This is a genomic window from Devosia sp., from assembly GCF_017307495.1.
In the GTDB taxonomy this organism is placed as follows: domain Bacteria; phylum Pseudomonadota; class Alphaproteobacteria; order Rhizobiales; family Devosiaceae; genus Devosia_A.
The window spans coordinates 204,288-229,119 of the sequence record NZ_JAFKHE010000014.1 but is presented as its reverse complement, the minus strand read 5'-3'; the positions used below and the strand labels follow the sequence as shown (position 1 = coordinate 229,119).

Annotated in this window: 20 protein-coding genes; 1 reads left to right on the top strand and 19 read right to left on the bottom strand. The window is 65.4% G+C overall.

All coding sequences use genetic code 11. The features are described from left to right. The first annotated feature begins 656 nt into the window (after positions 1 to 656). Positions 657 to 2,141, top strand: a complete 1,485-nt coding sequence (locus tag J0I99_RS06045) for an MFS transporter (RefSeq protein WP_291390203.1) — start codon at positions 657 to 659, stop codon at positions 2,139 to 2,141. 163 nt (positions 2,142 to 2,304) lie between these two features. On the opposite strand, the gene J0I99_RS06040 is transcribed toward J0I99_RS06045, so the two are convergent. From J0I99_RS06040 to J0I99_RS05950, 19 genes are all read right to left on the bottom strand, one after another. Continuing rightward, the gene (locus tag J0I99_RS06040) at positions 2,305 to 3,225 is read right to left on the bottom strand and encodes a GTP-binding protein (protein WP_291396554.1); all 921 of its coding nucleotides are present in this window, start codon (positions 3,223 to 3,225) and stop codon (positions 2,305 to 2,307) included. Then, a complete protein-coding gene (locus tag J0I99_RS06035) occupies positions 3,222 to 4,715 on the bottom strand; it encodes an amidohydrolase family protein (RefSeq protein ID WP_291396552.1) in 1,494 nt (497 codons plus the stop codon). Before J0I99_RS06035 ends, J0I99_RS06040 begins: the two co-directional genes overlap by 4 nt. Before the next feature lie 232 nt (positions 4,716 to 4,947). Beyond that, positions 4,948 to 5,931 (bottom strand): fumarylacetoacetate hydrolase family protein, encoded by a 984-nt coding sequence (locus tag J0I99_RS06030; RefSeq protein WP_291396550.1) that lies wholly within the window; start codon positions 5,929 to 5,931, stop codon positions 4,948 to 4,950. Positions 5,932 to 5,938: 7 nt separating this feature from the next. Then, on the bottom strand, positions 5,939 to 6,232 hold the full coding sequence (locus tag J0I99_RS06025; protein ID WP_291390906.1) for a putative quinol monooxygenase: 294 nt from the start codon (positions 6,230 to 6,232) through the stop codon (positions 5,939 to 5,941). A 112-nt stretch (positions 6,233 to 6,344) separates the two neighbouring features. Further along, a complete protein-coding gene (locus J0I99_RS06020) occupies positions 6,345 to 7,130 on the bottom strand; it encodes an IclR family transcriptional regulator (protein ID WP_291396548.1) in 786 nt (261 codons plus the stop codon). Between the two features lie 87 nt (positions 7,131 to 7,217). Then, positions 7,218 to 8,276 (bottom strand): LLM class flavin-dependent oxidoreductase, encoded by a 1,059-nt coding sequence (locus tag J0I99_RS06015; RefSeq protein ID WP_291396546.1) that lies wholly within the window; start codon positions 8,274 to 8,276, stop codon positions 7,218 to 7,220. Further along, on the bottom strand, positions 8,273 to 9,346 hold the full coding sequence (locus J0I99_RS06010; RefSeq protein ID WP_291390910.1) for an NAD(P)-dependent oxidoreductase: 1,074 nt from the start codon (positions 9,344 to 9,346) through the stop codon (positions 8,273 to 8,275). Before J0I99_RS06010 ends, J0I99_RS06015 begins: the two co-directional genes overlap by 4 nt. Then, a complete protein-coding gene (locus J0I99_RS06005; protein WP_291390911.1) occupies positions 9,346 to 10,734 on the bottom strand; it encodes an NAD-dependent succinate-semialdehyde dehydrogenase in 1,389 nt (462 codons plus the stop codon). The genes J0I99_RS06010 and J0I99_RS06005 overlap by 1 nt, the downstream gene beginning before the upstream one ends. Beyond that, on the bottom strand, positions 10,734 to 11,588 hold the full coding sequence (locus J0I99_RS06000) for an amidohydrolase (protein WP_291396545.1): 855 nt from the start codon (positions 11,586 to 11,588) through the stop codon (positions 10,734 to 10,736). Before J0I99_RS06000 ends, J0I99_RS06005 begins: the two co-directional genes overlap by 1 nt. A 1-nt stretch (position 11,589) precedes the next feature. Further along, positions 11,590 to 12,714 (bottom strand): mandelate racemase/muconate lactonizing enzyme family protein, encoded by a 1,125-nt coding sequence (locus tag J0I99_RS05995; RefSeq protein ID WP_291390914.1) that lies wholly within the window; start codon positions 12,712 to 12,714, stop codon positions 11,590 to 11,592. Beyond that, on the bottom strand, positions 12,711 to 13,244 hold the full coding sequence (locus J0I99_RS05990; protein ID WP_291396543.1) for a VOC family protein: 534 nt from the start codon (positions 13,242 to 13,244) through the stop codon (positions 12,711 to 12,713). The genes J0I99_RS05995 and J0I99_RS05990 overlap by 4 nt, the downstream gene beginning before the upstream one ends. A gap of 11 nt (positions 13,245 to 13,255) precedes the next feature. Further along, positions 13,256 to 14,512 carry a Gfo/Idh/MocA family oxidoreductase gene (locus J0I99_RS05985; protein WP_291396541.1) on the bottom strand — a complete coding sequence of 419 codons (1,257 nt, stop codon included), beginning with the start codon at positions 14,510 to 14,512 and terminating at the stop codon, positions 13,256 to 13,258. 10 nt (positions 14,513 to 14,522) lie between these two features. Further along, positions 14,523 to 15,356 carry a carbohydrate ABC transporter permease gene (locus J0I99_RS05980; protein ID WP_291396539.1) on the bottom strand — a complete coding sequence of 278 codons (834 nt, stop codon included), beginning with the start codon at positions 15,354 to 15,356 and terminating at the stop codon, positions 14,523 to 14,525. Next, positions 15,353 to 16,300 (bottom strand): carbohydrate ABC transporter permease, encoded by a 948-nt coding sequence (locus tag J0I99_RS05975; RefSeq protein WP_291396537.1) that lies wholly within the window; start codon positions 16,298 to 16,300, stop codon positions 15,353 to 15,355. The genes J0I99_RS05980 and J0I99_RS05975 overlap by 4 nt, the downstream gene beginning before the upstream one ends. Before the next feature lie 108 nt (positions 16,301 to 16,408). Further along, positions 16,409 to 17,758, bottom strand: a complete 1,350-nt coding sequence (locus J0I99_RS05970) for an extracellular solute-binding protein (protein WP_291396535.1) — start codon at positions 17,756 to 17,758, stop codon at positions 16,409 to 16,411. A 395-nt stretch (positions 17,759 to 18,153) separates the two neighbouring features. Further along, positions 18,154 to 21,333: a TIM-barrel domain-containing protein gene (locus tag J0I99_RS05965; RefSeq protein WP_291396534.1), complete on the bottom strand. Its 3,180-nt coding sequence runs from the start codon at positions 21,331 to 21,333 to the stop codon at positions 18,154 to 18,156. A gap of 294 nt (positions 21,334 to 21,627) precedes the next feature. Further along, entirely contained in the window at positions 21,628 to 22,860 is a 1,233-nt protein-coding gene (locus tag J0I99_RS05960) for a sugar ABC transporter substrate-binding protein (RefSeq protein WP_291396533.1), read from the bottom strand. Between the two features lie 45 nt (positions 22,861 to 22,905). After that, positions 22,906 to 23,664: a carbohydrate ABC transporter permease gene (locus tag J0I99_RS05955; protein WP_291396531.1), complete on the bottom strand. Its 759-nt coding sequence runs from the start codon at positions 23,662 to 23,664 to the stop codon at positions 22,906 to 22,908. Between the two features lie 220 nt (positions 23,665 to 23,884). Then, a complete protein-coding gene (locus tag J0I99_RS05950) occupies positions 23,885 to 24,769 on the bottom strand; it encodes a carbohydrate ABC transporter permease (RefSeq protein WP_291394050.1) in 885 nt (294 codons plus the stop codon). Between the last annotated feature and the right edge of the window lie 63 nt (positions 24,770 to 24,832).

The following is a 24,832-nucleotide window of genomic DNA, read 5'->3' as shown; positions in this document are numbered from 1 at the left end:
GGAGACTGGTTTGGCGTGACTACATGCACCGCCATCAACTCCACTTATCTATCTGTAAATTAAGCTCAATTTCTGAGCGGTGGTGCCATGCCCCAGCTGATGCTGGGCTAGTCCCACTGTCAGGATGTCGACCCTGCCTGGAAGGCGGAGTGCGACAAGCGCAAGAGTGCGCCTTGAGTGTAGAACATCAGGGTTTGCAGCAGGTGTTAAGACACACGGGGCCGGGCATGGACCCACCCCCCACAGACTATTCCCGAGTTGAGGGTTGCACGGCCTGGCCCGAATGAGACGTGTCACATCGGAAGCGGGCGCCACTCGCCGGTCTCGCCGTCATAGACGTCGTCGTCATCAGGATTGCCAGTGGGCGTCCTAAAATGCCAAGCCCGCGGATACCGATACCGGGGACAGGACGCCCCGCGCTTCTCAGTTCGAGATGAACGTCCCCCACTCCCACCACGGGAGGGCAGAGTGCCGGCACCCGGCTCCCATGACCTTGACACGAGGCTCGGCAACCCCTTCGCGGCATGCGAGGCCCGCGCCATTGGTTCAGCACGTTTACAATGACATGTGCGGGGCTGTAATCTGCGGTGGACGCTCCGAACCCGCTAACGGTCGGCTCACGACTTGCCCGTGCCGCTTGGCCAAGGGAGGATATCGTGGAGCAAACGGCGCAAACCTACCGCGGCACCGAGCGGTTGCTATACGGCATCATCCTGGGCGTTTTGGCGTTTTGGCTGTTCGCCCAGACGACGCTGAATATTGCTCCGACCATGGCCGCCGATCTCCAGGTGGATCAGTCGTTCATGAATATCGCCGTGTCGATCACGGCGCTGTTTTCAGGCATTTTCATCGTAGTCATCGGCGGTCTGGCCGACCGGGTAGGTCGCGTCAGGATTCTGGTTCTGGGCTTCGTCCTCTCGATAGTCGGCTCCCTTCTCGTCGGGCTGGCGCCATCGGGCGCCATGGGAGGCACCTTCTTGATGCTGGGCCGGATCTGCCAAGGCCTGTCCGGCGCGTTCGTCATGCCTTCCTCGCTGGCCCTGGTGAAGGCCTATTGGGATGGCGCCCAACGGCAGCGCGCGATCTCGCTGTGGTCGATGGGATCGTGGGGTGGTTCGGGGTTCGCGGCGCTGTTCGGAGGCCTGATGGCCGAAAACGTTGGCTGGCGCTGGATTTTCATCATAGCCGCGGTGGTGTCGCTGATCGGCCTGCTCATGGTGCGCGGCACGCCCGAAAGCAAGGCGGCCCCGGATGAGGGCTATAGGCTCGACCTGCCGGGCGTGTTGACCTTCACGGTCGCCATGGTGGCCTTGCAGATCTTCGCGACGCAGGGCGCCGCATGGGGCTGGGCCAGCCTGCCGACGCTGGCGCTGCTGCTGGTCGCGGTGGTCTTCGGTGTCGTCTTCTACCGTGTCGAAAGCAACAACCCCCACGCCTTCGTGCAGTTTCGCCTGTTCAGGAACCTGACGTTCACCGGCGCAACGATTTCCAACCTGCTGCTCAATGCAACGGCCGGGATCATCATAGTTACCATGCTGGTGCTGCAGGAAGGCGGCGGGATGACGGCGCAAAGAGCGGGGCTGCTGACGCTGGGCTACGCCATTACCATCCTGGTCTTCATCCGGGTCGGCGAAAAACTGCTGCAGCGTTACGGTCCGCGCAAGCCGATGCTGTGGGGCACTTACATCGTCGGTCTGTCGATCTTGCTGCTGATGCCCACAAACCTGCTGCTGGGCACCTATACTGTGCTGGCGGTGGCCGCCTTTGCGTTGTTCGGGCTGGGCCTTGCCTTTTACGCCACGCCATCGACCGACGCGGCGCTGTCGAACCTGCCCGAGGACCAAAGCGGCGCCGGTTCGGGTATCTACAAGATGGCCTCCTCCCTGGGCGCGTCGTTCGGCGTCGCCATCTCGGCCACTATCTACACTGCCATCGCCGGCCAGCCCGAGGGCGTGCCATGGATCCAAGGCGTCATCACCTTTGCCGGCAACCAGGCAAATCTGCCATCCCGCGAGGCGGCTTTCTTCGCGTTGGCGGCCAACCTGGTGATGGTGGTGGCGGCTGTGGCTTCGATCGTGGTGACCGTGCCCCCGGGCAAGTCCAACGGGCGGATCGCCGCCCAGCCTTCGCCGAAGACGTGACATGAACGCGATCGTCAGGGAGCTGGACGCTTACCAAGCCCTGATGGAGCAATGGTTCGAGCACCTGCGTCGACATCCCGAACTTTCCACGCCGGCGACCCAGACGGCCGCGTTCATCGCCGAAACGCTACGTAGCTTCGGTGGCCACGGGGCCGATGACATGTCATCCATTCGGCCCACTGAGGCTCAGATCCACGAAAGTCTCCACCAGCAGGCCGCGGGCCATCTCGACGTCCAGCCTGCCTCGCTCGCCGATCAGCACCAGCCGGCAGGCGTCGTGGCGACGCTGCAGCGGCTCGACGGTGGCGCGGCGTCCGACCAGGTTGAAGCTGAAGCTGCCCTCCCGCTCGGCGAGGTTAACGATGCCCTTGGCGCGCACCAACTGGCTCGCAAGGGCACCGATGCAGGCTTGGAAACGCTCCGCGCGCACGACACCGGTCCATTCCCATTCAAGCGAGACAAAGCGATCAGCGGTGATGCGTGGCCGATCGTACGGGGGAGGGCGGTCGCCGGCATGAGCCAGCAGCAGGTCGAAGGCGGCGGGTTCGGAGGCATCGAAGACCAGCGCCTTGCCCTCGGCCGCTAAACGATCGCGGAGTGAAGTGGTGTCGTGTCCGGCGCCCTTGGACAGTCCGACGAAATCTGCCGCCTGCAGCTGGGCGCGCCAGAGTGGATCGCCGAGCAGGGTAGGATTGTCGATGACGGCCTCGACGTCGATGATCGTGACGACGGCGTCAAGCCGCACCGCTTCGCGCAGCACGGGATCCATCAGTGTCTCGATGATGCCTTGCGGGTCGGCAACGCCGCTGGCCTCGATCAATATATGCTCGATGTCACCACGCCCCACCACCTGGTGCAGGGTGCGCAGCAGATCACCTTGCAGCGAACAGCAGATGCAGCCGTTCTTCAGGCCGACGATGCTGTCGGTGGTTTCGGCGATCAGTTCGGCATCGATGTTGATGGAGCCGAAATCGTTGACGATGGTGGCGAGCTTCAGCCCTCCGGCATCGCGTAATGCGCGATTGATGAACGTGGTCTTGCCGGCCCCGAGAAAGCCGGTGACCAGCGTGACAGGGGTGCTCACGCGTCGCCTCTGCGGATCGGTCGGCCCGGCGCGGCATCTTCGACCAGCGCGCGATTGGCGATCACCGGCGTACCATTGACCAGGACATGCACCATGCCGTCGGACGGCCGGTTCATCTCGGAGAACGTGGCGCGATCGATCAGCGTAACTGGATCGAACATCACGATATCAGCATCAGCTCCGACCTGGAGCCGCCCCTTGCGCTTGAATGCCGGAGCGGCGGATTCGATGATCCGCGCCGGGATGAGCGTGCATTTGGCGATGGCGTCGATGAGCGGTAGCGCCTGCCGGTCGAGGGACCAGCGCCTCAGGAATCGCACGAAGGTGCCGGACGAGCGCGGATGCGCCGTCTTGTCGGCCCCGAGGGGCCATTCAGTGCCGTGATAGGGGGAGCCATCTGCATTGCTCCAGGGCATGGCATCGGAGGCGATGGCCGAGTTGGGGAACAGTACGGAGACATCGAGCAGGTCGCGGTGGCGCTCGTTGTGCTCGGTATCGAGGAAGTGCCACAGCACAAGCGAGGTTGGCTGTCGGTCGCGCTCGGCGACATATTCGGCCCTGTCGGTCATGCGGTGCTGGGTGGAAACCAGTTCGATGTCCGAATAGGTGCCCCCAGTACGGTCCGGGAAAGCCGGGTCGGCAAAGAAGGTGGCGCCGAGGAAGGTGGAGCCGGTACCGTAGGGATAGGCCTCGGTGGTGATCTTGAGTCCTGCTGCCTGCGATCTGGCGATCAGCTGCGCCGCCCGCTCGATGTCGTGCAGGCTGGTCGAGTTGAGGTGGCAGATATGCATGTGCGCGCCGGTGGCGGCGGCAAGGCCGATGAGATTCACATAGGCTTCGACCGAGCTCTTGGGGTCGATGTTCGACATCTGCGCCACGTGCGTATAGGTCGGCACGTCGGCGGCGGCGGCGAGGTCGCAGATGAGGCTCATTTCCTTGGCGCCAGCTCCCGGGGCGTAGGCATAGGGAATACCGATGCCGAGCCCACCTTCCTCGATGCCCCGCCTGGTCATGGCGACGATGCGTTGGGCCTGCTCGTTGCTCGCTGCATCCTGCGACCAGCGCGGATCCTCGCTGTTGCGGCTCATCGCGGTGACGGCGGGCGTGCCGCCGACGAGCTCGATACCGGAGATGACATTCTTGCGCGCCATGACCCAGGCCGCCGCCGTGCCATAGTTGAGGACGCGCGGCACTTGCGCCTGAGCCTCGTACCACGCGGCGACCGGCAGCACGCCGACTTCCAGTTCGAGCGCGGTGGTGACGCCGTCGAAGGCCTGCATACGGTCGGCGGGCACGGACTGGCCGTGGGCGTGGAGATCGAGGAAGCCCGGAGCGACGACGAGTCCTGTTGCATCGATGGATCGCTTCGCCTCTCCGAGACCGTTGCCTATCGCGGCGACGCGACCGTTCGCGATCGCGACGTCGGCAATGCCGTCATGGCCGGTTTCCGGGTCGATGACGCGGCCGCCTGTGATGAGGATGTCGAACATGAAAGCTGGTCCAAAGGAGGGTATCGGCCGTCCCGGTGCGGTTGGCGCCAGGCTTGGGTGAAGATCGGCAGTAGCGGTCGGGCGGTCAATTCGTCGAACGGCGTCTTGCCGCGCTCGCCCATGAGCACGGCAATGGCGTCGTCCGGCAGGAATGGCCGATCATCGCCACAGGCGACGCCTGCGGCTCCGACTGAAAAAGCTGGCTGCGGCGGGCGAGCGTAGCCCTCGCACCTCACCCCACCCTGTTGGTCAGGGTGCCCAGGCGGTCCATGGTCAGCACGACCTGGTCGCCCCGGTGAAGCACCTTGCCCACTTCCGCGGCCGAACCGCCGCCGACGGTGCCGCTACCGAAGATTTCGCCCGCCACGATGGTCTCGTGCATCGAAGCGTGGGCGATCATCTGGTCGAAGCGCCAGTGCATGGTGGAGGTACTGGAGTTGGTCCACGCCTCGCCGTTGACGGTTGCGGTCATGGCCAGGGCATAGACGTCAGGAATCTCGTCGGCGGTGACGAGACAGGGGCCGAAGACGTGGGCGCGCCGGAAGTCCTTGCCCTTGGCAGGGCCGAGGCCCACGGACATTTCGCGCTGCTGGATCTCGCGGGCGCTGAAGTCGTTGTAGATCATATAGCCGTAGATATGCGACATCGCATCGGCGCGCGAAATGTCGGTCCCGCCCTTGCCGATCACCGCCGCGAACTCGAATTCGAAATCCATGTTGGTCGCATATGGCGGCATGTCGACAACGTCCCCGTCGGCACCGACGGCGCTCGGGTTGCCCTTGTAGTAGACGGGCATCTCATACCATTGCGGCGGGATATCTCGGCCCAGCTTGGGGTAGATGTTCTTCAGATGCTGCTCGAACGCCATGAAGTCGCGGATCAGCGGCGGCCGCGGAATGGGCGCGAGCAGCTTCACGGCAGCGGGGGAAAAGACCAGGGTCGCGCCGTCCGGCGACCGATCACCCCTCGCGTTGACCCAATCGAGAGCCGACTGCGCCGCGTCGAGCGCCGTCGTCCCGTTCTCGATGAAGGCGACCATGTCCGAGGGGATGGTCGCTTGGGCAAGACGCGCCGCGCCGGCCTTCGAGGCTCCGTTGTCGATCTCGACGGCACGATAGGCGGATTGCAGGTCCGCGTACCGCCCATCGGAAAGGACTGCGCCGATGCGGGTCAGGGCGCCCGCGGGAGTGGCCAGCTCGAAGGAAACGAGGCGCATCTGAGCCTCAGGAGATGGCGAGTTCGTAGAGCTCGCGCTCGCGTTTCTCGAGCATCGGGATCACGGTGCCCTCGATGATCTGCTTGAAATGCGGCGTGTCGCGGTGGGCGGCGAGGGCAGCCTGGTCGACATAGTGCTCGTAGAGCACGATCAGGTTCTCGTTCTCGGTGGACGTCGACACCTGGTAGAACTTGCAGCCCGGCTCGGAAGCCTCGACCAGGGGCTTCATCTTCCTGAGCTGCTCGAGCACCTTGGGCACGTTGCCGGGCTTGGTGGTGTACTTGGCGATAAGGACGATCATTCCTGCTCCCTTTTGCTGATCGTTCAATTAGATGAACGTTTTTCTGTATGTTGAACAATTGACTGGCGGGAGGGAAATGTCAATCGCGGGCGTCCCGTGGAGGCCTCAGCCTTTAGTGGCGATTGCCGCCCAGACGGTGGCTGAGCTTCTGCGCCAGGGACTGCACCGCGTGGCTGACCAGGCTGGTACTCGCCTCGTTCACCTCACCGGAGAGAAGTCCAATAGCGATACCGGCGATGGCGCGGTCGTCGCTGGCGCCGAACACGGCAGCTCCGAAGCAAACCATGGCGTCGCGCAATTGACCGTCATCGATCGAATAGCCGCGCTCGCGCGTCTCGTCGAGTTCACGCAGCAGCGTCTTGAGGTCCGGCACGCTGCGCCGGGTCCAGGGCTCGGGCCACCCGTCGGCAAACAGGGCTTCGACTTCCGCGCGCGGCATCGTCGACATCATCGCCTTGCCGGTGGCCGTGAAGGGCGCAGGCAGGCGGACGCCGGGGCGGAATGAGACGCCGAGCGGATCGGTACCGCGGCGGCAGGCCACGTACATCACCTCGCGGCCCGTGAGGATGGAGAGGTTGATTGCCTGTTTCGAAATCAGGTCGTTCGCATCGGCGATGCGCATGAACTCCTGGGTCAGGTCGGACTGGCCCTCGAAGGCGTTGGCCCAGCTCAGCACGTGCGGACCGACGGCGAACTGGTTGGGGCCGACGCGCATCATCAGCCCGAGGTCGACCAACGTGTGGCACAGGCCGTGGACCGTGCTCTTGGGCAGATCGAGCATGCGCGCGAGCTCGGACACGCCCTTGGGCTTGCCGCCGGCGCTCAGCGCATCAAGGATCTTCTTGGCCCTGACCAGCGCAGGCACTGCCTTGCCGCGCTGCTCGGTCTCTTCGGTCATCAACGGCGACACTTTCGCTGGCTGTGAACAAAGTACGGCTTTAAGCGCGTTGCCGCCTGCCTGCAAGGTCGCCCAACGGCCGCGGGATCACCGGAAGGCGGGGGCGATCTCCTCCATGAAGAAAGCCATGCCGTCGGTATCCGGCGCATCCATGAACCACAGCATCAGGTGGTCAACGCCGCGCGCCTTCAGGGCCTCGATGCGGGACCTGGCCTCAGCGGCAGTGCCGATGATCCACGGATCGGTCATCGACTCGGGCAGGGCGTCGGCGCGGCCGGCGGCGAAGTCCAGCACTGCCGCATCCGGTTCCGCCCCGGCCGCGCGAGCGCGCTCGATCAGCGCGGCAACCTTGCGGCGCAAGGTGGCCAGGTCGGGAGCGACGAGGATCTGCGTCTCGAAGCTGATTTCAAGATCTGCGCGCGAACGGCCTGCCGCTGTTAGCGCGGCGTCCAGCAGAGCGAGGCGGCGGTCGAGCTCCTCGAGCGACACCGGCGTGGTGTTCCAGCCGTCGGCCTTCCGTGCCGCAAGGTCGATGACCCAGGGGAAGGCCTCGCCGAGCCAGACGGGGACGTGCTTCTGCCTGGGCTTGGGGCTCAGCACGGCCTGCTTGAGGTGATAGAACGTTCCACTGAAGTCTGTCGGTGTTTCAGCGGCATAGAGAGCCTGGATCAGGTCCATCGCCTCTTCGAGGCGCTCGACGCGCTTGCCATGGTCGTCGTCCCAGTCGAGGCCGTAGGCGACCTGTTCGGGGCGGCCCATGCCGGCCTCGAAGAAGTGGATGAAGCGGCCGCCCGACAGGTGGTCCAGGGTCGACATCATCTTGGCGGCGATCTGCGGCAGGCGGAACAGATTGGCCTGGTGGATGAGGCCCAACTCGGCGCGAGTGGTGGCGCCGGCGATCATCGCCAGGGTCGTCCAGCCCTCGAGCACGGCACTCTCGCGGCCGAGGATCAGGTGGTCGCAGACCCACAGGGAGTCAAAGCCGAGACGTTCGGCTTCGCGGGCATTCCCGAGCACATCCATATCCTCAATGCGGGCAAGGTTGGGGACGCGGAACAGGCCGGCGCTCGGCATGGCGAAGGCGGGGACGCAGTAGCCCAGCTTCAGTGTGCCGGCCTTGCGGCGGTCGGCGAGGCTGGGGCTCATTTCTTCACCGCGGCGCGGGGGACGAGGTCGTGGCGAGTGCGGTGGCCGGCGAACTTGCGGGCGATCTCGTCGGCGGCAAGGGTCAGGAAGCGCGGACCGCAGGGAGCGGTGACGCCGGCAATGTGCGGCGTGAGGAAGACGTTGTGCATGTTGCGCAGTGGCGAATTGGGCTCGAGCGGCTCGGGGTCGAAGACGTCGAGCGAGGCGACGATGTCGTTGCGCTCGAGGCGCCTGATCAGGGCGGCCTGGTCGACGACGGCGCCGCGCGAGACATTGACGAAGACAGCGCCGGGGCGGAGCAGGTCGAGTTCCCGCGCCGTGATCATGCCCTGGGTTTCGGGAGTGAGCGGCACCAGCGAGATCACCACGTCGCAGCCCATCACCTGGTCGAGCGAGGTGAGGGTGATGTCGTAAATGTCGGCGAGAAGCCGTGGCACGTGCGGGTCGTAGGCATAGATGTCGCAGCGGAAGGGCGCGAGCAGTTCGAGCAGGCGGCGGCCGATATAGCCGCAGCCGATGAGGCCAACCTTCTTGCCGGTGAGCTCGCCGTTCCAGCTGAAGTCGGCGACGCGGTCGGCGTTGCTCCTGAACGGGGTCTCGCCGGCGATCATGCGGCGGTAGAGCGACCCGGCATTGCGGAGGCCGATCATGGCCATTGCTAGCGCCCACTCAGAGACAGGGTAGGACGAGCCGTTGGTGGTGTCGACGACGGTGATGTTGCGCTCGGCGGCGGCATTGACGTCGATGCGCTGGCTGAAGCGGTCGCCTTCGACTTCGGCGACGAGCTTGACCGTGGGCATGCGGTCGAGGATGGCCCCCGTGAGGCGGGGCGAGCCGTGGCAGACGAGCAGCGCGTCGACGTTGGCAGCAAATTCCACCAGTGCGTCGACGGCGGCCGGGTTCTCGGGCGGGGCGGTTTCCCAGGCGGAGGGCTCGTCGCAGACGTGGTGCGCGAAGGTGCCGAGGGCCGTGAAGGCGGCCATGGCGCCATCGTCCATCATGCGCTCGTAGGTTTCGGCATTGCAGGCGAAGCCGATGCGAACGGGGCGGTCGAGAGTGTAGTGGGTCATCAGCCGATCCAGACGGTCTTGGCGTTGGTGAATTCGTGGATGCCGAGCTGGCCGAGTTCGCGCCCGTAGCCGGAGGCCTTGATGCCGCCGAAGGAGATGTGGGCGTCGGAGCGGACCATGTCGTTGATGAACACCGCGCCGGCTTCGACAGCGATTTCCATGCGGCCGGCGCGGTCCTCGTCCCTGGTCCAGACGGCGGCGGCGAGGCCGAATTCGGTGCCGTTGGCGATGCGGACGGCATCGGCTTCATCGGCGAAGGGGATGACCGGGGCGACCGGGCCGAACAGCTCTTCGCGGGCGGCGGTGTTGTCGTCGGCGACATCGGTGAGGATGGTCGGCGCGAAGAAGTAGCCGGGGCCATCGACGGAGCCGCCGGCGAGGGCGGCTTTCGCGCCCCCGGCGATGGCGCGATCGAGCTGGGACTGGAGGCCCGAGCGGAGGTCAGCGCGGGCGAGGGGGCCGAGCTGGTTCTTCTCGTCGAGCGGGTCGCCGTAGCTCACCTTGCGCATGCCTTCGACGAAGGCTTCGGTGAAGCGCGGGGCGATCGATTTCTCGACGAGGAAGCGCTTGGCGCAGACGCAGCTCTGGCCGGAATTGTTGAGGCGGGCCGCGATGGCGGTCCTCACGGCGGCGTCGAAATCGGCGTCGGCGAAGACGATGAAAGGGTCGGAACCACCGAGCTCGAGTACGGCCTTCTTGCCGACGCTGCCGGCTGTGGCGGCGATGGTGCGGCCGGCGCGGACCGAGCCGGTGACGGTGACCGAACGGATGCGGTCGTCGGCGATGATTTTTGCCGCGGTGGGGTGGTCGACGCGCAGGTTGACGACGGTGCCGTCGGGCATGCCGGCTTCGCGGAATACGGCCTCGATGGCGTCGGCGCAGGCGGGGACGTTTTCGGCGTGCTTCACGACGGTGGTGTTGCCGGCAAGGAAGGCCGGCGCGAAGAAGCGGATGACCTGCCAGAACGGGAAGTTCCAGGGCATGACGGCGAAGATTGGACCGATGCCTTCATAGCGAACGCGGCTGGCGCGGGCGGGGCTCGGCACCTGCAACGGTTCGAGCCAGCCGGGGCCGAGGTCGGCGGTGGTGCGGCAAGTGGCGGCGCATTTCCTGATCTCGCCGCGTGCCTCGTTGATGGGCTTGCCCATCTCGAGCGTCATCAGGCGGGCATAGTCCTCGACATGGGCCTCGAGGCGGTCGGCGAGGGCGCGGAGCAGGCTGGCGCGGTCGGCGACGCTCATAGCGCGCAGCTTGCCCCAGGCGCTCCAACTGCGGGCAAGGCCAGCTTCGACCTGTGTCTCGGTGTGCAGTTCGAAGCGGCCGAACAGTTCGCCGGTGGCCGGGTTGAGCGAGCGGAACATAGACTCGGATCGCGCGGGCGCGTTCATCAGGTAATCCTCAGTGGAGCGGCGGCGTTGAGCAGCCGCTTGAGCGTGCCGCCGAGGATTTCTTCGAGATCCCCGGGTTTTATGAAGCGGCAATGGAGACGCACGATCTCCAGGGCCTGCCTGTAGGTCATGGCCCGGCTGAGCGCCGGGAAGTCGGAGCCCCAGCACAGCCGGTCAGGGCCAAAGGCGTCATAGAGACCTTCGGCGATCCACATGGCGGAGGGGTGCGGGTAATCCCAGCCGTTCTCGAGGCCCACGGCATAGTGGAAGCCGGAGAGCTTGATGTGGACGTTGGGATAGCGAGCGAGGCCGGCGATGGCGTCGAGGTCGGAGCGCGGGGCGGTCGAACGGATGCCGCCCATGTGGTGCAGCAGCACCACGAGATCCGGATTGGCGGCCACGACTTCGGCGAGGGCAGGGGCCCAGGCCGGGCCCATGGCGATCGACGCGATCAGCCGGAGCTCGGCGGCGAGGGAGAAGAACGCCTTGCCTTCGTCGGTGGTGAACCAGCCGTCGGGCTCGCCGACATAGTGGGTGAAGCCCTTGATCGGCAGGGTGTCGGCGGCCCGGCCCAGCCGATCGACCGCGCCTGGAGTGTGATACTCCGGCGACCAGACGCAGTCGACGTCGGCGAACTGGTGCAGGCGGTTGGGATAGCGGCGGACGGCCGCTGCCCCGTACTCGTTGTTGAGCGGGTTCTTCTCGATGCGCGCGGAGACGATGACAGCCTCGGCCACGCCGTTCTGGTCCATCTCGTGGATCAGGTGCTCGACCGAGCCCTTCGTGGCCTCGTCCGGCACCTCGGGGTCGTAGGGCCAGCGGGCCCAGGCGTGGGTGTGGCTGTCGACGATCATCTTAGCGGAACGCGACCGAGCCGTCGGTCTTCAGCGAGGTTTCACCGACCTTGGCGATCACGGGGATGCTCTTGAGACCCTCGTGATCGAGTTCGACGCCGAGGCCCGGGGTCTCGTTGGGCAGCCAGTGGCCGTTGATCACCGGCACGATGGCCTTCACCGCCTTCGTCCACGGAGCCCGGTCCTGCACCTGGTGCTCCGTCACTTCCCAGTTCGGCACGGCAAAGCCGAGCTGGACCTGCGCAGCGGTCGCCACCGGGCCCGACGGCACGGCGTGCGGGATGATGCCCTGGTGATGCGCCTCGGCCAGCGCGCAGATCTTGCGCGTGCCGGTGATGCCGCCGGCGATGCCGACGTCGGGGCGGATGTGGTGCACCCCACCATGCTCGACGTACTCGCGGAACTCCCAGATGGTGGTGTTGCGTTCGCCGGCGGCCATCGGCACGCGGGACTTCTGCGCGACTTCACCGAAGGACAGGACGCTATCGGGCGGAATGGGATCTTCGACGAAGAGCGGGCGGAACTGCTCGAACTCGCGGATGGCGGCAATCGACTCGCCGAGCGCCATGTTGCGATGCAGCTCGATGCCGACCTCGACATCCCAGCCGACGGTCTCGCGGATGAGCGCCATGCGTTCGACCATGTCCTTCACCTTGGCGCCGAACGCCATCAGGTGGTGCTCGGGCTGGTAGACCATTACCTTGAGCGCGGTGTAGCCCTCGTCGGCGGCCTTCTTGCAGCTGGCGGCGACTTCCTCGGGCGTGCCGTAAGGGATGACCAACATGGCGCGGACCTTGTCGCGCACGCGGCCGCCGAGCAGGTCCCACACCGGGGCCTGGTAGTGCTTGCCCTTGATGTCCCAGAGCGCCTGGTCGATGGCGCTTAGGGCGCCGCCGATGGCCATGCCGCGCATCGAGAAGGCGCGGTAGAGCGACAGGTAGTGATACTCGATGCGCAGCGGGTCTTCGCCGATCAGGCGGTCGCCGAAGGACTTGGCGACAAGGGCGGTGGCTTCGGGGAAACCGAAGAAGGTGGATTCGCCCACGCCCTTCAGTCCGGTGTCCGTCGTTACCTCGACGAACATCCAGTTGTGCGCGACGTAGGTATCGATACGCTCGATCTTCACTTTGCTTCCTCGGGGTAGACGAATAGCGGGGTGCGGCGGGTAGCCGGGGGAGAGATGAGCTCGAGGACGAGGCCCTTGAGCTTGGGTGAGGTGAAATAGACGAAGGCGCCGCTGCCATCGCCGCCGAAGCCCTTGGCGGACTGGAGGCGGGTGAAGCCGTTGGCTTCGAGCTCGGCGACGGCCTGCGCGTGGTTTTCGGTCACGTGGATGCCGATGTGGTTGAGGCCTTCACCGGAGCTCGCGAGCTGGTCGGCGAAGAAGGACGGGCCGGTGGTGGGCTCGACCAGCTCGAATTGGACGCCATCCTTCCAAGCGAGGGCGTGTTTCAGGCCGAACTGAGCCGAGGCGCCCTTGTAGGTCATGTCTTTCAGGATCTCGGGCGTGTATTCCCACGCCGTCCACGGGCCGATGCGGAGCACGTCCCACCATTGCTTGGTCGCCGCTTCGAGGTCGCGGACGACGAAGGCGATCTGCTTGGGGCCGAGCTTCTGGACGAGGAGCGGGACGGCATCGAAGGCAGCGTCGGTCATCACGTTCTCCCTTAGACGGCGTTGGATTTGGGTAGCAGGCCGAGGTCGGCGTCGATCTCGTCCTGATAGGTGGAGATGGCCGAAGCCATGACCTCGTCCATGGTGACGGCGCGTCCGGCGATGCCGCTCTCATAGGCGGCGAGCACCGAGGCGACGGCGGTGAGGCCACCCATGCCGTCGACCTCGGGCGGGCGGCCCTCGGCGATGGCTTGCGCGAAATCGTGGATCTCGATGGCGAGGAGGCCGGAGTCGGTTTCGGCCCAGGTCATCTCGTAGCTGACGCCGCCATAGAGTTTTTCGGTCAAGGCATCGAGCTTGAAGCCGATCTTGTCGGCGAGCGCCTGGCCGGTGAGGTCGCCCTCGGCGGTGTGCAGGATCGGGGCCTTGCCGGTGCGGTCGTTGAAGATTTCGAGCGAGCCGTGCCGGCCGTGGATGGTGCGCTGGTTCCAACCCTTGCCGGGGCCGGAGGCGATGTAGCTCATCTGCACCGGCATACCGGATTGCATGGTGTAGTGGGCGATGAAGGAATCTTCGCCGGTGGCGGTGATCTGCTCGGGGATTTCCAGGAAGCGCTTGATGTAGGCCTCGGTCTGCATCTCCGGCTTTTCCTGCCGCCGGCGGATCGGCTCGGCGATAAAGCCCTTGCCGAAGACCGTGGCGAAGTCGCCGAAATAGTACTGCACGATGTCGGTGAGGTGGGCGCCCATGTCGAGGCCGATGGCGCCCTTGTCCTTGAAGTGCCGCCACGGCGTGATGATGATGCGGTCATTGCCGCCGATCATCGTCTGCACCATCAGGTGGATCGGCCCGAGGAGGCCCGAATCGATCACCGCCTTGGCGAGGCGGTTGGTGGGGTCGCGGCGGTAGTTCTCGGCAGTGGCGAGTACTGCGCCGGACGCCTTCGCCGCATCGATCAGGGCGCGGCAGGAGCGGACGGTGAGCGCCAGCGGCTTCTCGCACAGCACGTGCTTGCCGGCTTCGAGGGCAGGACGCACGACTGCGAGATGGCTGAAGGCCTCGGTGACGACGTCGAAGGCCTCGACCTCGGGGTCGGCGATGGCGTCTTCGATGCGCAGGTGGATTTTCGGGCGATAGCCCAGCAACTGCTCGGCCTCGCCAGCGACGCGCTCGGCGTTGTCGGCGCGCACGTCGCAGACGGCGACGAGCCTGACATTTGACATGCCCGAGCGGAGCAGGCGGGCAAAGCCCTGCACGTGACGGCTTCCCATGCCGCCGCAGCCGACGAGGCAGATCGAAATCGTAGTCACGATGGTGGTCCTATTCCTTGATCGCCCCGCCCAGCCCATTGATGAAATAGCGCTGGCAGAGAATGAAGAAGATGATGATGGGCAACGTGGACAGTAGCACTGCCATCATCGCGATGTTCGGGGGCGTTTGCGAGAACGACTGGCCTAGGCCGGCAAGGGCCAGCGGTAGGGTGCGCATGTCCTTCTCGGTGGTCGAGATGAGGGGCCAGGCGTACATGTTCCAGGCAGTCAACACGGTCACGGCCGTGTAGGCGGCAATGGGCGGGCCCGAAAGGGGCAGGACGATGCTGAGGAAGACCTGGCCCCAGTTGGCGCCGTCGATCTTGGCGGCATCGAGGATTTCGTTCGGCATCGAAATATAGAACTGCCGGAAGATGAACACGCCGAAACTGGTCTGCGCGATGATGGGGATGCAGAGCCCCATGAAGGTGTCGATCCAGTTGAGGTTGCGGATCAGGATGAAGGTGGGGATCAGCGCCACCTGACCCGGCACGAACATTGTGAGGATGAAGAGGGTGAGCAGGGGCCCGCGGCCGAAGAAGCGCATCTTGGCGAGCGCGAAGCCGGTCATCACCACGAGCGTCAACTGCACGATGGTGATGACCGCGGTGAAGATGACCGAGTTGACGATGGCGCTCGGGTCGAGGAAGCCGAGCGCCGCCTCGATGTTCTCGAAGTGCCATTCCTTCGGCCACCAGGTCGGTGGGTAGGCGACCACCTCTCGGCTCGATTTGAAGGAGTTGATGATCATCCAGTAGAACGGCGCCGCCATCAGCAGGCCGAAGAAGATGACCGCCGAGACGTGCAGGCGGCGGCGCCAGGGATGTCCGACGCTGGTGCTCATACCGGGTCTCCGTTGGACGGCCGGCGCGGCGGATTGAAGATGAGCGCCAGGATGGTGACGATGACGAAGAGCACGGTCGAGAGCGCCGAGGCATAGCCGAGCCGCAGCTGGGCGAAGGCGAGATCGTAGATGTAGACCGCGAGGATGTCGGTGGAGTTGAGCGGGCCGCCCTTTGTCATGACGAAGGCGATGTCGAAGCTGTCGAAGATGATGCCGCGCAGGGTGAGGACGAGGATCAGCAGGGTCACCGGCATGACGTTGGGCCAGATGACATGGCGAAGCTTGGCCCAGGGGCCGGCACCGTCGATCTCGGCGGCTTCGAGGAGCTGCGGGTTAATCTGCTGCAGGGCGGCCAGGTAGAGGATGACGCCGAGCGGCAGTCGCAGCCAGACGATCACGAGTGACAAAGCCGGCATGGCCCAGGTGGTGTCCTGCAGCCAGTTCGGTCCGGAAACGCCGAAGAGGCTGAGCAACTGGGCTATGGGGCCGACACGCGGATCGTAGATGAATCGCCAGAGCACCGCCGAAGCGACCAGCGAGATGACGATGGGCAGCAGATACATCGTGCGGAACACGGTGTAGCCGGGAAAATTGGTGTTGATCAGCACCGCGATCAGGAACGACAGGATCACCGTCGGAACCACGCCGAGGAAGACGAGGTAGACGGTCTTCCACACCGAGTTGACGGCGCGTGCATCCTTGAGGATGTCGACATAGTTGGCGAAGCCGACGAAGCGCGGCTCGCCGATCAGGTTCCAGTCAAAGAGGCTCAGGCCGAGACCCCAGACAATGGGGATGATCATGAAGGTGGTAAACAGCACCAGGTTCGGCCCGACGAACAGGGCGGCCCAGAACGGGCTGTCGGTCCGGCGGTTGGTTCTGCGGCGCGGCGTGGCTCGTGGTGGCGCTGCCATGCCGGCCTCGGCGATATCGGTCTTGCTCAAGAGGATGGACCCCGTTTCCAGAAGGGGAGGGCCGGCTGCGGGAGAGACGCAGCCGGCTCAAGGTGGACCTGTCGTCTCGGGGGAAGCGAGAGGTCTTCCTGATCGGGATCAGCCGCCAGACGCGAGGACGCGGGCCATCGCTTCGTTGATGACGGCCTCAGCGGCCTTCAGCGCATCGGCCACGGGGACGTTGTTGAGCGTCACCGCTTCTTCGGCCTTTGCGAGCTCGGTATCGACCACCGCCTGTACGTCCGCTGGGATCGAGGTCGGGTTCATGGCGCCGTACTGGATCGACTCCGCGAAGACGCGGTTGTCGTACGGAGGTCCGGGGAGAGCGGTCCAGATCGGGCTCTCGTACAGGGCCTCGACCGGCGGCACCGTGCCGTAGCTGGCGGCGAGTATCTTCATGCCGCCGTCCTCGGAGTAGAACCAGTTGAGGTAGTCGTAGCAGAGGTCCTTGTTGTTGGCCTGGCCGGACGTCGTGATGGACTGGGCGATTGAGCCCATGCCGGTCTTGCGGACACCGTTGATGGTCGGGACGAGGGCAACGTCCCAGTCGTCGGTAGTGACGGAACGGACGAGGGGGGTCAAGGCGCGGACCGACTGCAACATCGACACGGTGCCGGCGCCGAAGGCCTGGAAGCCGCCGCCGAGCTGGGTCTGCTGCGGGGTGGAGGCGATGACGCCCGCCTTCACCTGGTCCCAGTACATGGTGAAGACCTTGATCGCCGCTTCGGTCTGCAGCTTGTACATGTTGTTTTCGTCGAGCAGCGTGTCGCCGAAGGCTTCGATGCCGGGGACGTAGGTAGCGTGCCACGGCACCGAGGCGGCGAGGCCGTAGCGCGTGGTGGTGTTGCCGTTCTTCTGGGTCAGCGCCGTTGCGACCTCGATCTGCTTCTCGAAGGTCCAGTCATCGGTCGGGTAGGGGATGCCGGCGTCGTCGAAGTGCTTCTTGTTGTAGTAAAGCACGACGGTGTCGGCGCCGATCGGCAGGCCGAAGATGCCGTCCTTGTTCGGGCCCGAGGTGACCAGATACTGGTCGAGGAAGGGCTTGGCCAGCGAGGTCATGCCGATGGGGCCACCCGACGTCAGGAAGGGCCGCATATCGGCGGTGACCTCCGCGTTGGCCAGCTGCGTCGCCAGGATATCCGCCAGATAGGTGATGTCGGGCAGCTTGTTGGCGAGACGGCGCGACAGCAAGGTCTGCCGGATGCCCTGGTAGTCGCCGGGCAGCAGCGAGTACTCGATCTTCACGCCGGGGCGGGCGGCCTCGTAGGCGGCGAAGACCGGCTTGATGCCCGTTTCGGCCCAATCGAGCACGGCGATGGATAGCGTGCCACTGGTCGGCTGGGCGAAGGCGAGGCGCGAGCCTGCGGCAAGCGCCAGCGGCGATGCCGCGAGGCCGGCCAGCACGGCGCGGCGGCTCGGGTTGAACGTGGATATAGTCTGTTTGGACACGATGTTTTTCCTCCCCAGGAAATCTGCGACAGCCACGCGCCCCGGTCATCCGGTGACGTCGCGGACAATGTCGACAGTGCCAAGCTCCCAACTGGCGTCGCCTTGCGGCGGCATTCTGGCGTTCAATATGATGAACGACAGTCTGTATGTTGAACGTTTTCACAGTTGGAAATACGTGTCAAGCAACTGGGAAGCCTACAAACGTCGTAGGAGGTGAGGAGGTCCCGGAGCGCGGAACGGGCTCGCCGGGTCGCTACCAAAGGGTTCGAGCCGACCAACAATGTGGCGGCAGGGCAGGTGGAGCCGGTGCCGCAGGATAGGTCTGGCTGGTGCCCGGCTGCCGGCGCACACGCTGATCCCGGCGCCGAAGCTCATGTCGTCGAACCGGGGGGCGACTATACATCCCGCGACGGCAACTCTACTGCGTACATGATCCCATTGTGAATCACGGTTTCAAGCACTGGTGCAGATACTCCGTTGATGATGACTGTATCTGGCCGATCCGAAAACAATATCATGCGCGTATTGCGAAGTTCTCCATCTATCAGGACTGCCGCGTCACGCATCGTCAGCGTAAGCCCGTCGTGGTCGATGGATTGTCCCTCGCAAAGGCCGGCAACCAGCAGGGCCTGGGTGCGGGGCGCTGCGATGTCGGAGGGCATTGCTGCACCGAGGCGAACCTCGCGGTCGAAGGCGATGGGAACGACGCCGCCGACGCGCACGAAGACGGGGATTTCCTCGAGCGACGCACGGACCTCATGCGTCCCTGCCTCGTACCAGCGGTTCTCGAACAAATGCCACCACCGGTGACCCGGCAGGGTGACGGTGCGGCTGGTCGCACCCTCCTGAATGATCGGGGCGACGAGCAGGTCACGGCCGAAGAGGTATTGGTCCCAAAGCCCGTGGACGTCTCTAACCTCCTGATAATCCAGTAGCATTGCGCGCAGCATGGGTTGCTTTGCGGCGACGCACCATGCCGCCTCGCGCCTGAGATAAGGCATCAGCTGCATGCGCAGGTTGGCGTAGAAGCGGTATCCGGTCAGGGCTCGCTCATCGCCTGAGCGCTCCGCGATGTTCCAGGGGGTGCGGTCCTGGTTGAACTCGGCCTTGCTCTCGGCGTGGTACTGCATGATCGGGCAGAAGCATGCCATCGCGGCCGAGCGGACATAGAGCTCGGCGCCCGGCACCTCTCCCGAGAAGCCGGCCATGTCCCAACCCCAGAAGATCACTCCCGACATGCCTGCCGACAGACCCGCGAGGATCGAGCGCTTGAACGCTTCCCAGGTCGATCGTTCGTCGCCGGCCCAATGGGCCGGGAAGGTCTGAGCGCCGGTGTAGCCCGCACGTGAAAAACAGATGCCTCCGTTCTGTTGCGCGAACCGATAATACGCCGAGACATAGTCGCGGGGATAAGCATTGCGGTTTTCGAGACCGGTGCGGCCGTCGGCGAAGAGCAGGTCGCGGCCCCACACCATCTCGCCACCATCGGTCTTGAAGCCGTCGACGCCGAGTTCATCGATCAGGTACTGGCGCTTACTGAACCACCAGTCGCGGCCTTCGGCATTGGTGAAGTCCATCAGCAGGCTGTCCTTGAACCAGCCTTCCGGCAGGCGCAGCGGCGTGCCGTCGGGATGCTTCACACCGTAGCCGCGCGCGAAGAAGTGCGCCTCGTCCTGCCGCTTCTGGGCGTGCTTGAGGCTGGGCGACTGCTTGATGATCGGGATCTGCCACAGGATCAACCTGAGGTTGTTGTCGTGCAGGTGCTCGGCGAGCCCCTTCGGATCGGGCCAGCGCCCCCATTCGGGAAAGGTGAAATCGGCGAGCGAGAAGGCCTGATCTCCGGGCTTTTCGGCGTACTGCGCGTCGTTGAAGATGTAGAACGTCGCCTCGTCCGACCAGGCCTCGATGACCAGCACGGTTGCCGGGATCTCGTGCTCGAGGGTGAGGGCGACCTGCTTGCGCACCTCGGCCTCGGAGTCCCAGTTGTTTGAGCTCATCCACGGGCCGAGGGCCCAGGCGGGGACGGGTTCGGGGGCGCCGGTGAGGGTCATGAACTGGCTGACCTGCTCGGCGATCGAGCCGTTGAGGAGGTCGAGTGACAGGCATTCGGCCTCGACGCCGAGGCGGATGCGGCCCGGCTGGGTGAGGTCGAACCAGGAATAGGAATCGGTCGCGATATGGAGCCCGAAACCGGCGTCGGAATAGCCGACCGGCATCGGCATGTAGGTCCTAAGGCCTTGCTCCTTATACTGATTGTAGACGAACTGATCGACGTAATTGCCGGTCTGGTCGAGCGCGTTGTAGCGCTCGCCGAAGCCGTACCAGCCGCAGGCCGCGGTTTCGATGGTGGCACAGATTTCGTGGATCTTGCCGGTGCGATCGACGAGCCAGGCGATGTCGGTGAGGGTGGCCTGGCCCAATCTGAGGGGCAGCGTTGCGCCGCCGCCCTGGCCCGGGGTGAGGACGATTCTCCCGGCCGACACATCGATATGCACGGGCGCGCTGCCACTGTGCCGCCGCTGGTTCACCTCATAGATGAACGGACCCTGAACAACCTCCAGATGCTTCTGGAAGCGGATTTCGTACGAAACGAGCGTTCCCGCCGGCATGCGCGGCAGGGTGAACTGCCAGTGGTCGGGGCTGAACGTGCCGGGGATGATGCGGTCCCCCATGACCAGCTCGAGGGGCTCGTCGGGAGTGAGCGGCGAGGCGAGGGCGCGGACGATGACCTCGTCGCTGTCGGTGACGAGCTTGGGGAAGCGCTCCTCGATCAGCGGCTCGTAACGATTGCCGTTGCCGTCCGGGCTGTGACGGATGAAGCGGGCGTCGAGCTGGCCGTGGCTGCGGAGGCGGCTGGCGACGATCGGAGAGGGAGTGTCGGCGAGGAGCTTGCGGCTCTTCGCATAGCTTCCCTGTTCGGCCCAGTACCAGGCCAGCAGCTGGCGATCGGCCGGGGTCGCGGCGGCGAGGCGCTCGGGGGTCGTGAGGGTGCGGACGGAGTCGACGAGCACCAGGTCCTCGACGTCGAACAGGCCGAACGGAACAGCGGCGAGCAGCACATCGAAATCGAGTGCCTGCCTGTCGGACGAGGACATCAGGCCGCCGGCGCGGACGTGGTGGGCATAGGCGTGGTTCTTCACCCGGCCGACGAGGCGAGTGTCGGCTTCGCGCCGGACCACGTGATTGACCTCGCGCAAGGCGGCGGCCCAGAGGGCGAGCACCCAGGTGTCGGTGACGTGGTTCTGATTGGGGGAGAGTTCGCGGGTGAGGCGGTTGGCGACGGTGTCGCGGAGGGATTCCGCTTGGGGACTTGAAAGCAAATCCGGTGCGGGGCGCGCCCCACCCTTGCTCTCTCCCCGCGAGGGGGAGGGAGACGATGGTTGGGCTTGCTGTGAAAGAGCCGCGAGATAGAGCGCGACGGCGGCTTCGACGGGGTCGGACGGATCGGCGGCGGCGAGGCGGCGGGTGATCGCGGGGCTGGCGGCGGCCGGGTCGGCGAGCAGCGCGGCGTAGAGATCGAAGAACCAGGGGTGGCGGAGGGCGAGCGGGGCTTCGCGGGTGGTGTCGGTGGTCATCTCTGGTTCCGGTTCGGGCTCCCCTCCTCGGGGGTGGTGAGGCGGGGTTGGTGGTGACTGCACGACCCCCCCCAACCCCTCCCCTCAAGGGGGAGGGGAGCAGTGGGCCCCACGACCTCTGCCCTTGGGAGACAATTGTCGCCGTGAGGCGGTTCTTGCGTCCCCTCTCCCTTGGGGGAGAGGGTCAGGGTGAGGGGGCCTTGCCGCAAGCGCCGGCTGTAGGGAAAGGCCCCCTCACCCGGCGCTTCGCGCCGACCTCTCCCCCGAAGGGAGAGGTGGTCGGGGCTCGCCGAGCTAAAGCAGCGCTTCGATCGCCACCTTGGCGTCCTTGAGGGCCTGTTCGGGCGTCTTCTGGCCGAGCTTGGCGGCTTCGAGTTCCTTGCCGACGGCGTCGGTCAACTGGTTCCAGTTGCCGATGACGGGCGGGACCACCGCCGTATCGAGGGCCTGGAACACGACTTCACGGCTCTCGGGGATCGGCTGGTCGAGATAGCCCTGGACCGCGGCGGCATCCGAGACGGCGGGAAGTTCCCAGCCGGCGGCGATGCGGAGGTCGACGGCGGCCCTGGACGAGGTGAGGAACTTGATCCACTGGTAGGCCTCGGCCGGGTGCGCCGAGGTGGCCGAGACCGCGACGCCGTTGGCGAAGAAGTGGTGCGCCTTCTGGGTCTTGCCCGGCTCGAGCGCGATGTCCCACTTGAACGGAGCATTGGCGGCGAAATCGCCGAGCAGCCAGATGCCGGTGCGGAGCATGGCGATCTTGCCGGCCTTGAACAGGTCCTCGGAGGACTGGCCGGCCATGTCGACGTCGGACGGGGTGACCTTGTACTTGTTTACCTTGTCGATCATCCACGTCAGCGTTTCGATGTTCTGCGGGCTGTCGATGGTGACGGTCTTCTTGTCGGGCGACAGGATCGAGCCGCCGTTCTGGGCGATGGTCTTGTAGAATTCCCAGAACTGGATCGGGGCGAAATCACCCCAGACGCCGTTGGCCGGATCGGTGAGCTTCTGGGCCGCTTCCAGTTCCTCGGTCCAGGTCCAGTCGGCGGTCGGATAGGCGACGCCGGCCTTGTCGAACAGGTCCTTGTTGTAGAACAGCACGACGTTGGAGAAGCTCTCGACGAGGCCGAACTGCTTACCGTCCTGCGCGAAGGCGGCGAGCGCCGTGGGGTTGTAGACATCGGTCGAGAAACCGGTGTCGGCAGCGATCAGCGGCGTCAGGTCGGCCAGCGCGCCCTTGTCGGCATAGGTAACGAAGTTCTCGTAGTTGAGCTCGAAGGCGTCGGGCGCCTGCCTGGCGGCAACGACGGTCTGCAGCTTGGTGAAATAGGCGTCCCAGCCGGCGGTCTCGTACTCGACCTTGATGCCCGGATGCTCGGCCTCGAAGGCGGCGATGGTCGCATCGAGCTCCTTCAAATAGTTCGGCGCGGCCGAGAAGGTGAAATACTTGATCGTCACGTCCTCGGCGAGCGCCGGGGTGACGAGGGCGGTGGCGAGCAACAGCCCGGTGAAAGTCCTACGCAGCATGGTCTTTTCTCCTCCTTGAGACCTGTTGGGTGTCCTTGGTCGTCGTTACTTGAGCCCGGTATGGGACAGGCCCTTGATGATGAAGCGCTGGGCGAAGACGTAGACGGCGATGATCGGGACGGTGGCGATGACGGTGCCCGCCATCAGCACGTTCCAGTCGGTGGTCCAGCGGCCCTGCAGGGCGCTGAGCCCGAGCGGCAGGGTCATCATCGAGGTGTCGGTGGTGATGATCAGCGGCCACAGGAAGCTGTTCCAGCTGGCCATGAAGGCGAACACGGCGAGGGTCGCGAGCGCCGGGCGCGCGAGATGGATGGCGATGGTGAAAACGATCCGGATGTAGCCGGCGCCGTCGATGAACGCGGCTTCCTCGATCTCCCTGGGCAGGCGCAGGAAGAACTGGCGCAGCAGGAACGTGCCGAAGGCGCCAAAGCTCGAGGGCAGGATCAGGGCCTGGTAGGTGTTGGTCCAGCCGAGCCAGTTCATGATGATGAAGAGCGGGGTGAGCGTCACCTGCTGCGGGATCATCAGGGTCGCGAGATAGGCGTAGAACAGCACCGTGCGGCCGCGGAATTCGATGCGCGCGAAGGCGTAGCCAGACATGGCGCAGAACAGGACCATCAGCGCGGTCGAGGTCAGCGAGACGAAGAGCGAGTTGAACAGGAACTGGCCGACAGGGGCCGAGTCGAAGACCTTGCCGTAGTTGTCGAACGTGACGGGATCCGGGATCCACTGCGGCGGGGTGACGAAGGTGGCGCCGCGCGTCTTGAGCGATGTCGACAGCATCCAGGCGAAGGGCAGCAGCATGATGCCGGCGCCGAGGATGAGGAGGGCATAGGTGGCGAGGTTGGGGAGGTTCAGCCGGGGCGAGCGGCGGAATGCCCCCTCACCCGGCGCTGCGCGCCGGCCTCTCCCCCCAGGGAGAGGTGGCGCCGAGGCGAGATCGAGCCCCCGGGCACCTCTCCCTTCGGGGGAGAGGTCGGTCCGAAGGACCGGGTGAGGGGGCCTTTGCGGATGCATCACGGTGTCAGCCATCGGACCGGTCCACCCGCTTCTGCAGCACGTGCTGGGCGATGGTGACGGCGAAGATGAGGGCGAAAAGGACCCAGGAGATCGCCGAGGCGTAGCCCATCCGGTAGTAGCTGAAGGCGTTCTTGTAGATGAGCTCGACCATCACCGAGGTGGCGCCGGCGGGGCCGCCCTGGGTCATCACCCAGACCTGGTCGAACACCTGGAAGGACGAGATCAGCGAGATGGTGGTGACGAAGAAGGTGGTCGGCACCAGCATCGGGAAGGTGATGTGCCAGAAGCGCTGCCAGCCGGTGACGCCATCGAGCGCGGCGGCCTCGTAGAGGTGCTCGGGGATATCCTGCAGGCCGGCGAGATAGATCACCGTGACGAAGCCGATGTCCTTCCAGATCGAGGTGAGGATCACGCCGGTCATCGCCCACTGAGGATCGAACAGCCAGCCCGGCCCCTTGATGCCGAACCAGCCGAGCGCGACGTTGACCAGCCCGTATTGCGGGTTGAGCAGCCACTTCCAGATCAGCGACACCGCCACCCACGAGGTGACGACCGGCACGAAGTAGATGGCACGGAAGACTACGCGCCCCCGGATGCGGCGGTTGAGCAGCAGCGCGAGGCCCAGCGCAATGCCGACTGTCGCCGGCAGGTAGCCGAGGATGTAGGTCAGCGTGTTGCGCAGCGCGCCGAGAACCACCGGGTCGCCGAGCGCCGCGACGTAGTTGTCGAGGCCAATCCACTGGATCTCGCCGATCAGGTCCCAGTTCGAGAAGCTGAGCACCAGGCTCGAGGCGACCGGCAGCATGAGGAACACGAACATGCCGGCCAGGCTGGGGCCGAGCAGCACGGCGAGCGCGAGGTATTTCTGGCGCGGGGCGGCGGGGCTCATGAGAGACACCCGAGGGCCAGAGCGGCGACTGCGGTTTCTGCCTCCATCCCCCCTGAGGGGAGG

Coding starts and splice junctions, on each gene's coding strand:
- J0I99_RS06015 (WP_291396546.1), bottom strand. CDS start 8,276: ATGAGCCCCAGCCTCGCCGACCGCCGCAAGGCCGGCACACTGAAGCTG.
- J0I99_RS06010 (WP_291390910.1), bottom strand. CDS start 9,346: ATGACCCACTACACTCTCGACCGCCCCGTTCGCATCGGCTTCGCCTGC.
- J0I99_RS06005 (WP_291390911.1), bottom strand. CDS start 10,734: ATGAACGCGCCCGCGCGATCCGAGTCTATGTTCCGCTCGCTCAACCCG.
- J0I99_RS05980 (WP_291396539.1), bottom strand. CDS start 15,356: ATGAGCACCAGCGTCGGACATCCCTGGCGCCGCCGCCTGCACGTCTCG.
- J0I99_RS06020 (WP_291396548.1), bottom strand. CDS start 7,130: ATGACCGAAGAGACCGAGCAGCGCGGCAAGGCAGTGCCTGCGCTGGTC.
- J0I99_RS05965 (WP_291396534.1), bottom strand. CDS start 21,333: ATGACCACCGACACCACCCGCGAAGCCCCGCTCGCCCTCCGCCACCCC.
- J0I99_RS06025 (WP_291390906.1), bottom strand. CDS start 6,232: ATGATCGTCCTTATCGCCAAGTACACCACCAAGCCCGGCAACGTGCCC.
- J0I99_RS06035 (WP_291396552.1), bottom strand. CDS start 4,715: ATGTTCGACATCCTCATCACAGGCGGCCGCGTCATCGACCCGGAAACC.
- J0I99_RS05990 (WP_291396543.1), bottom strand. CDS start 13,244: ATGACCGACGCTGCCTTCGATGCCGTCCCGCTCCTCGTCCAGAAGCTC.
- J0I99_RS05960 (WP_291396533.1), bottom strand. CDS start 22,860: ATGCTGCGTAGGACTTTCACCGGGCTGTTGCTCGCCACCGCCCTCGTC.
- J0I99_RS05950 (WP_291394050.1), bottom strand. CDS start 24,769: ATGAGCCCCGCCGCCCCGCGCCAGAAATACCTCGCGCTCGCCGTGCTG.
- J0I99_RS06000 (WP_291396545.1), bottom strand. CDS start 11,588: ATGATCGTCGACAGCCACACCCACGCCTGGGCCCGCTGGCCCTACGAC.
- J0I99_RS06030 (WP_291396550.1), bottom strand. CDS start 5,931: ATGCGCCTCGTTTCCTTCGAGCTGGCCACTCCCGCGGGCGCCCTGACC.
- J0I99_RS05955 (WP_291396531.1), bottom strand. CDS start 23,664: ATGCTGCTGCCCTTCGCCTGGATGCTGTCGACATCGCTCAAGACGCGC.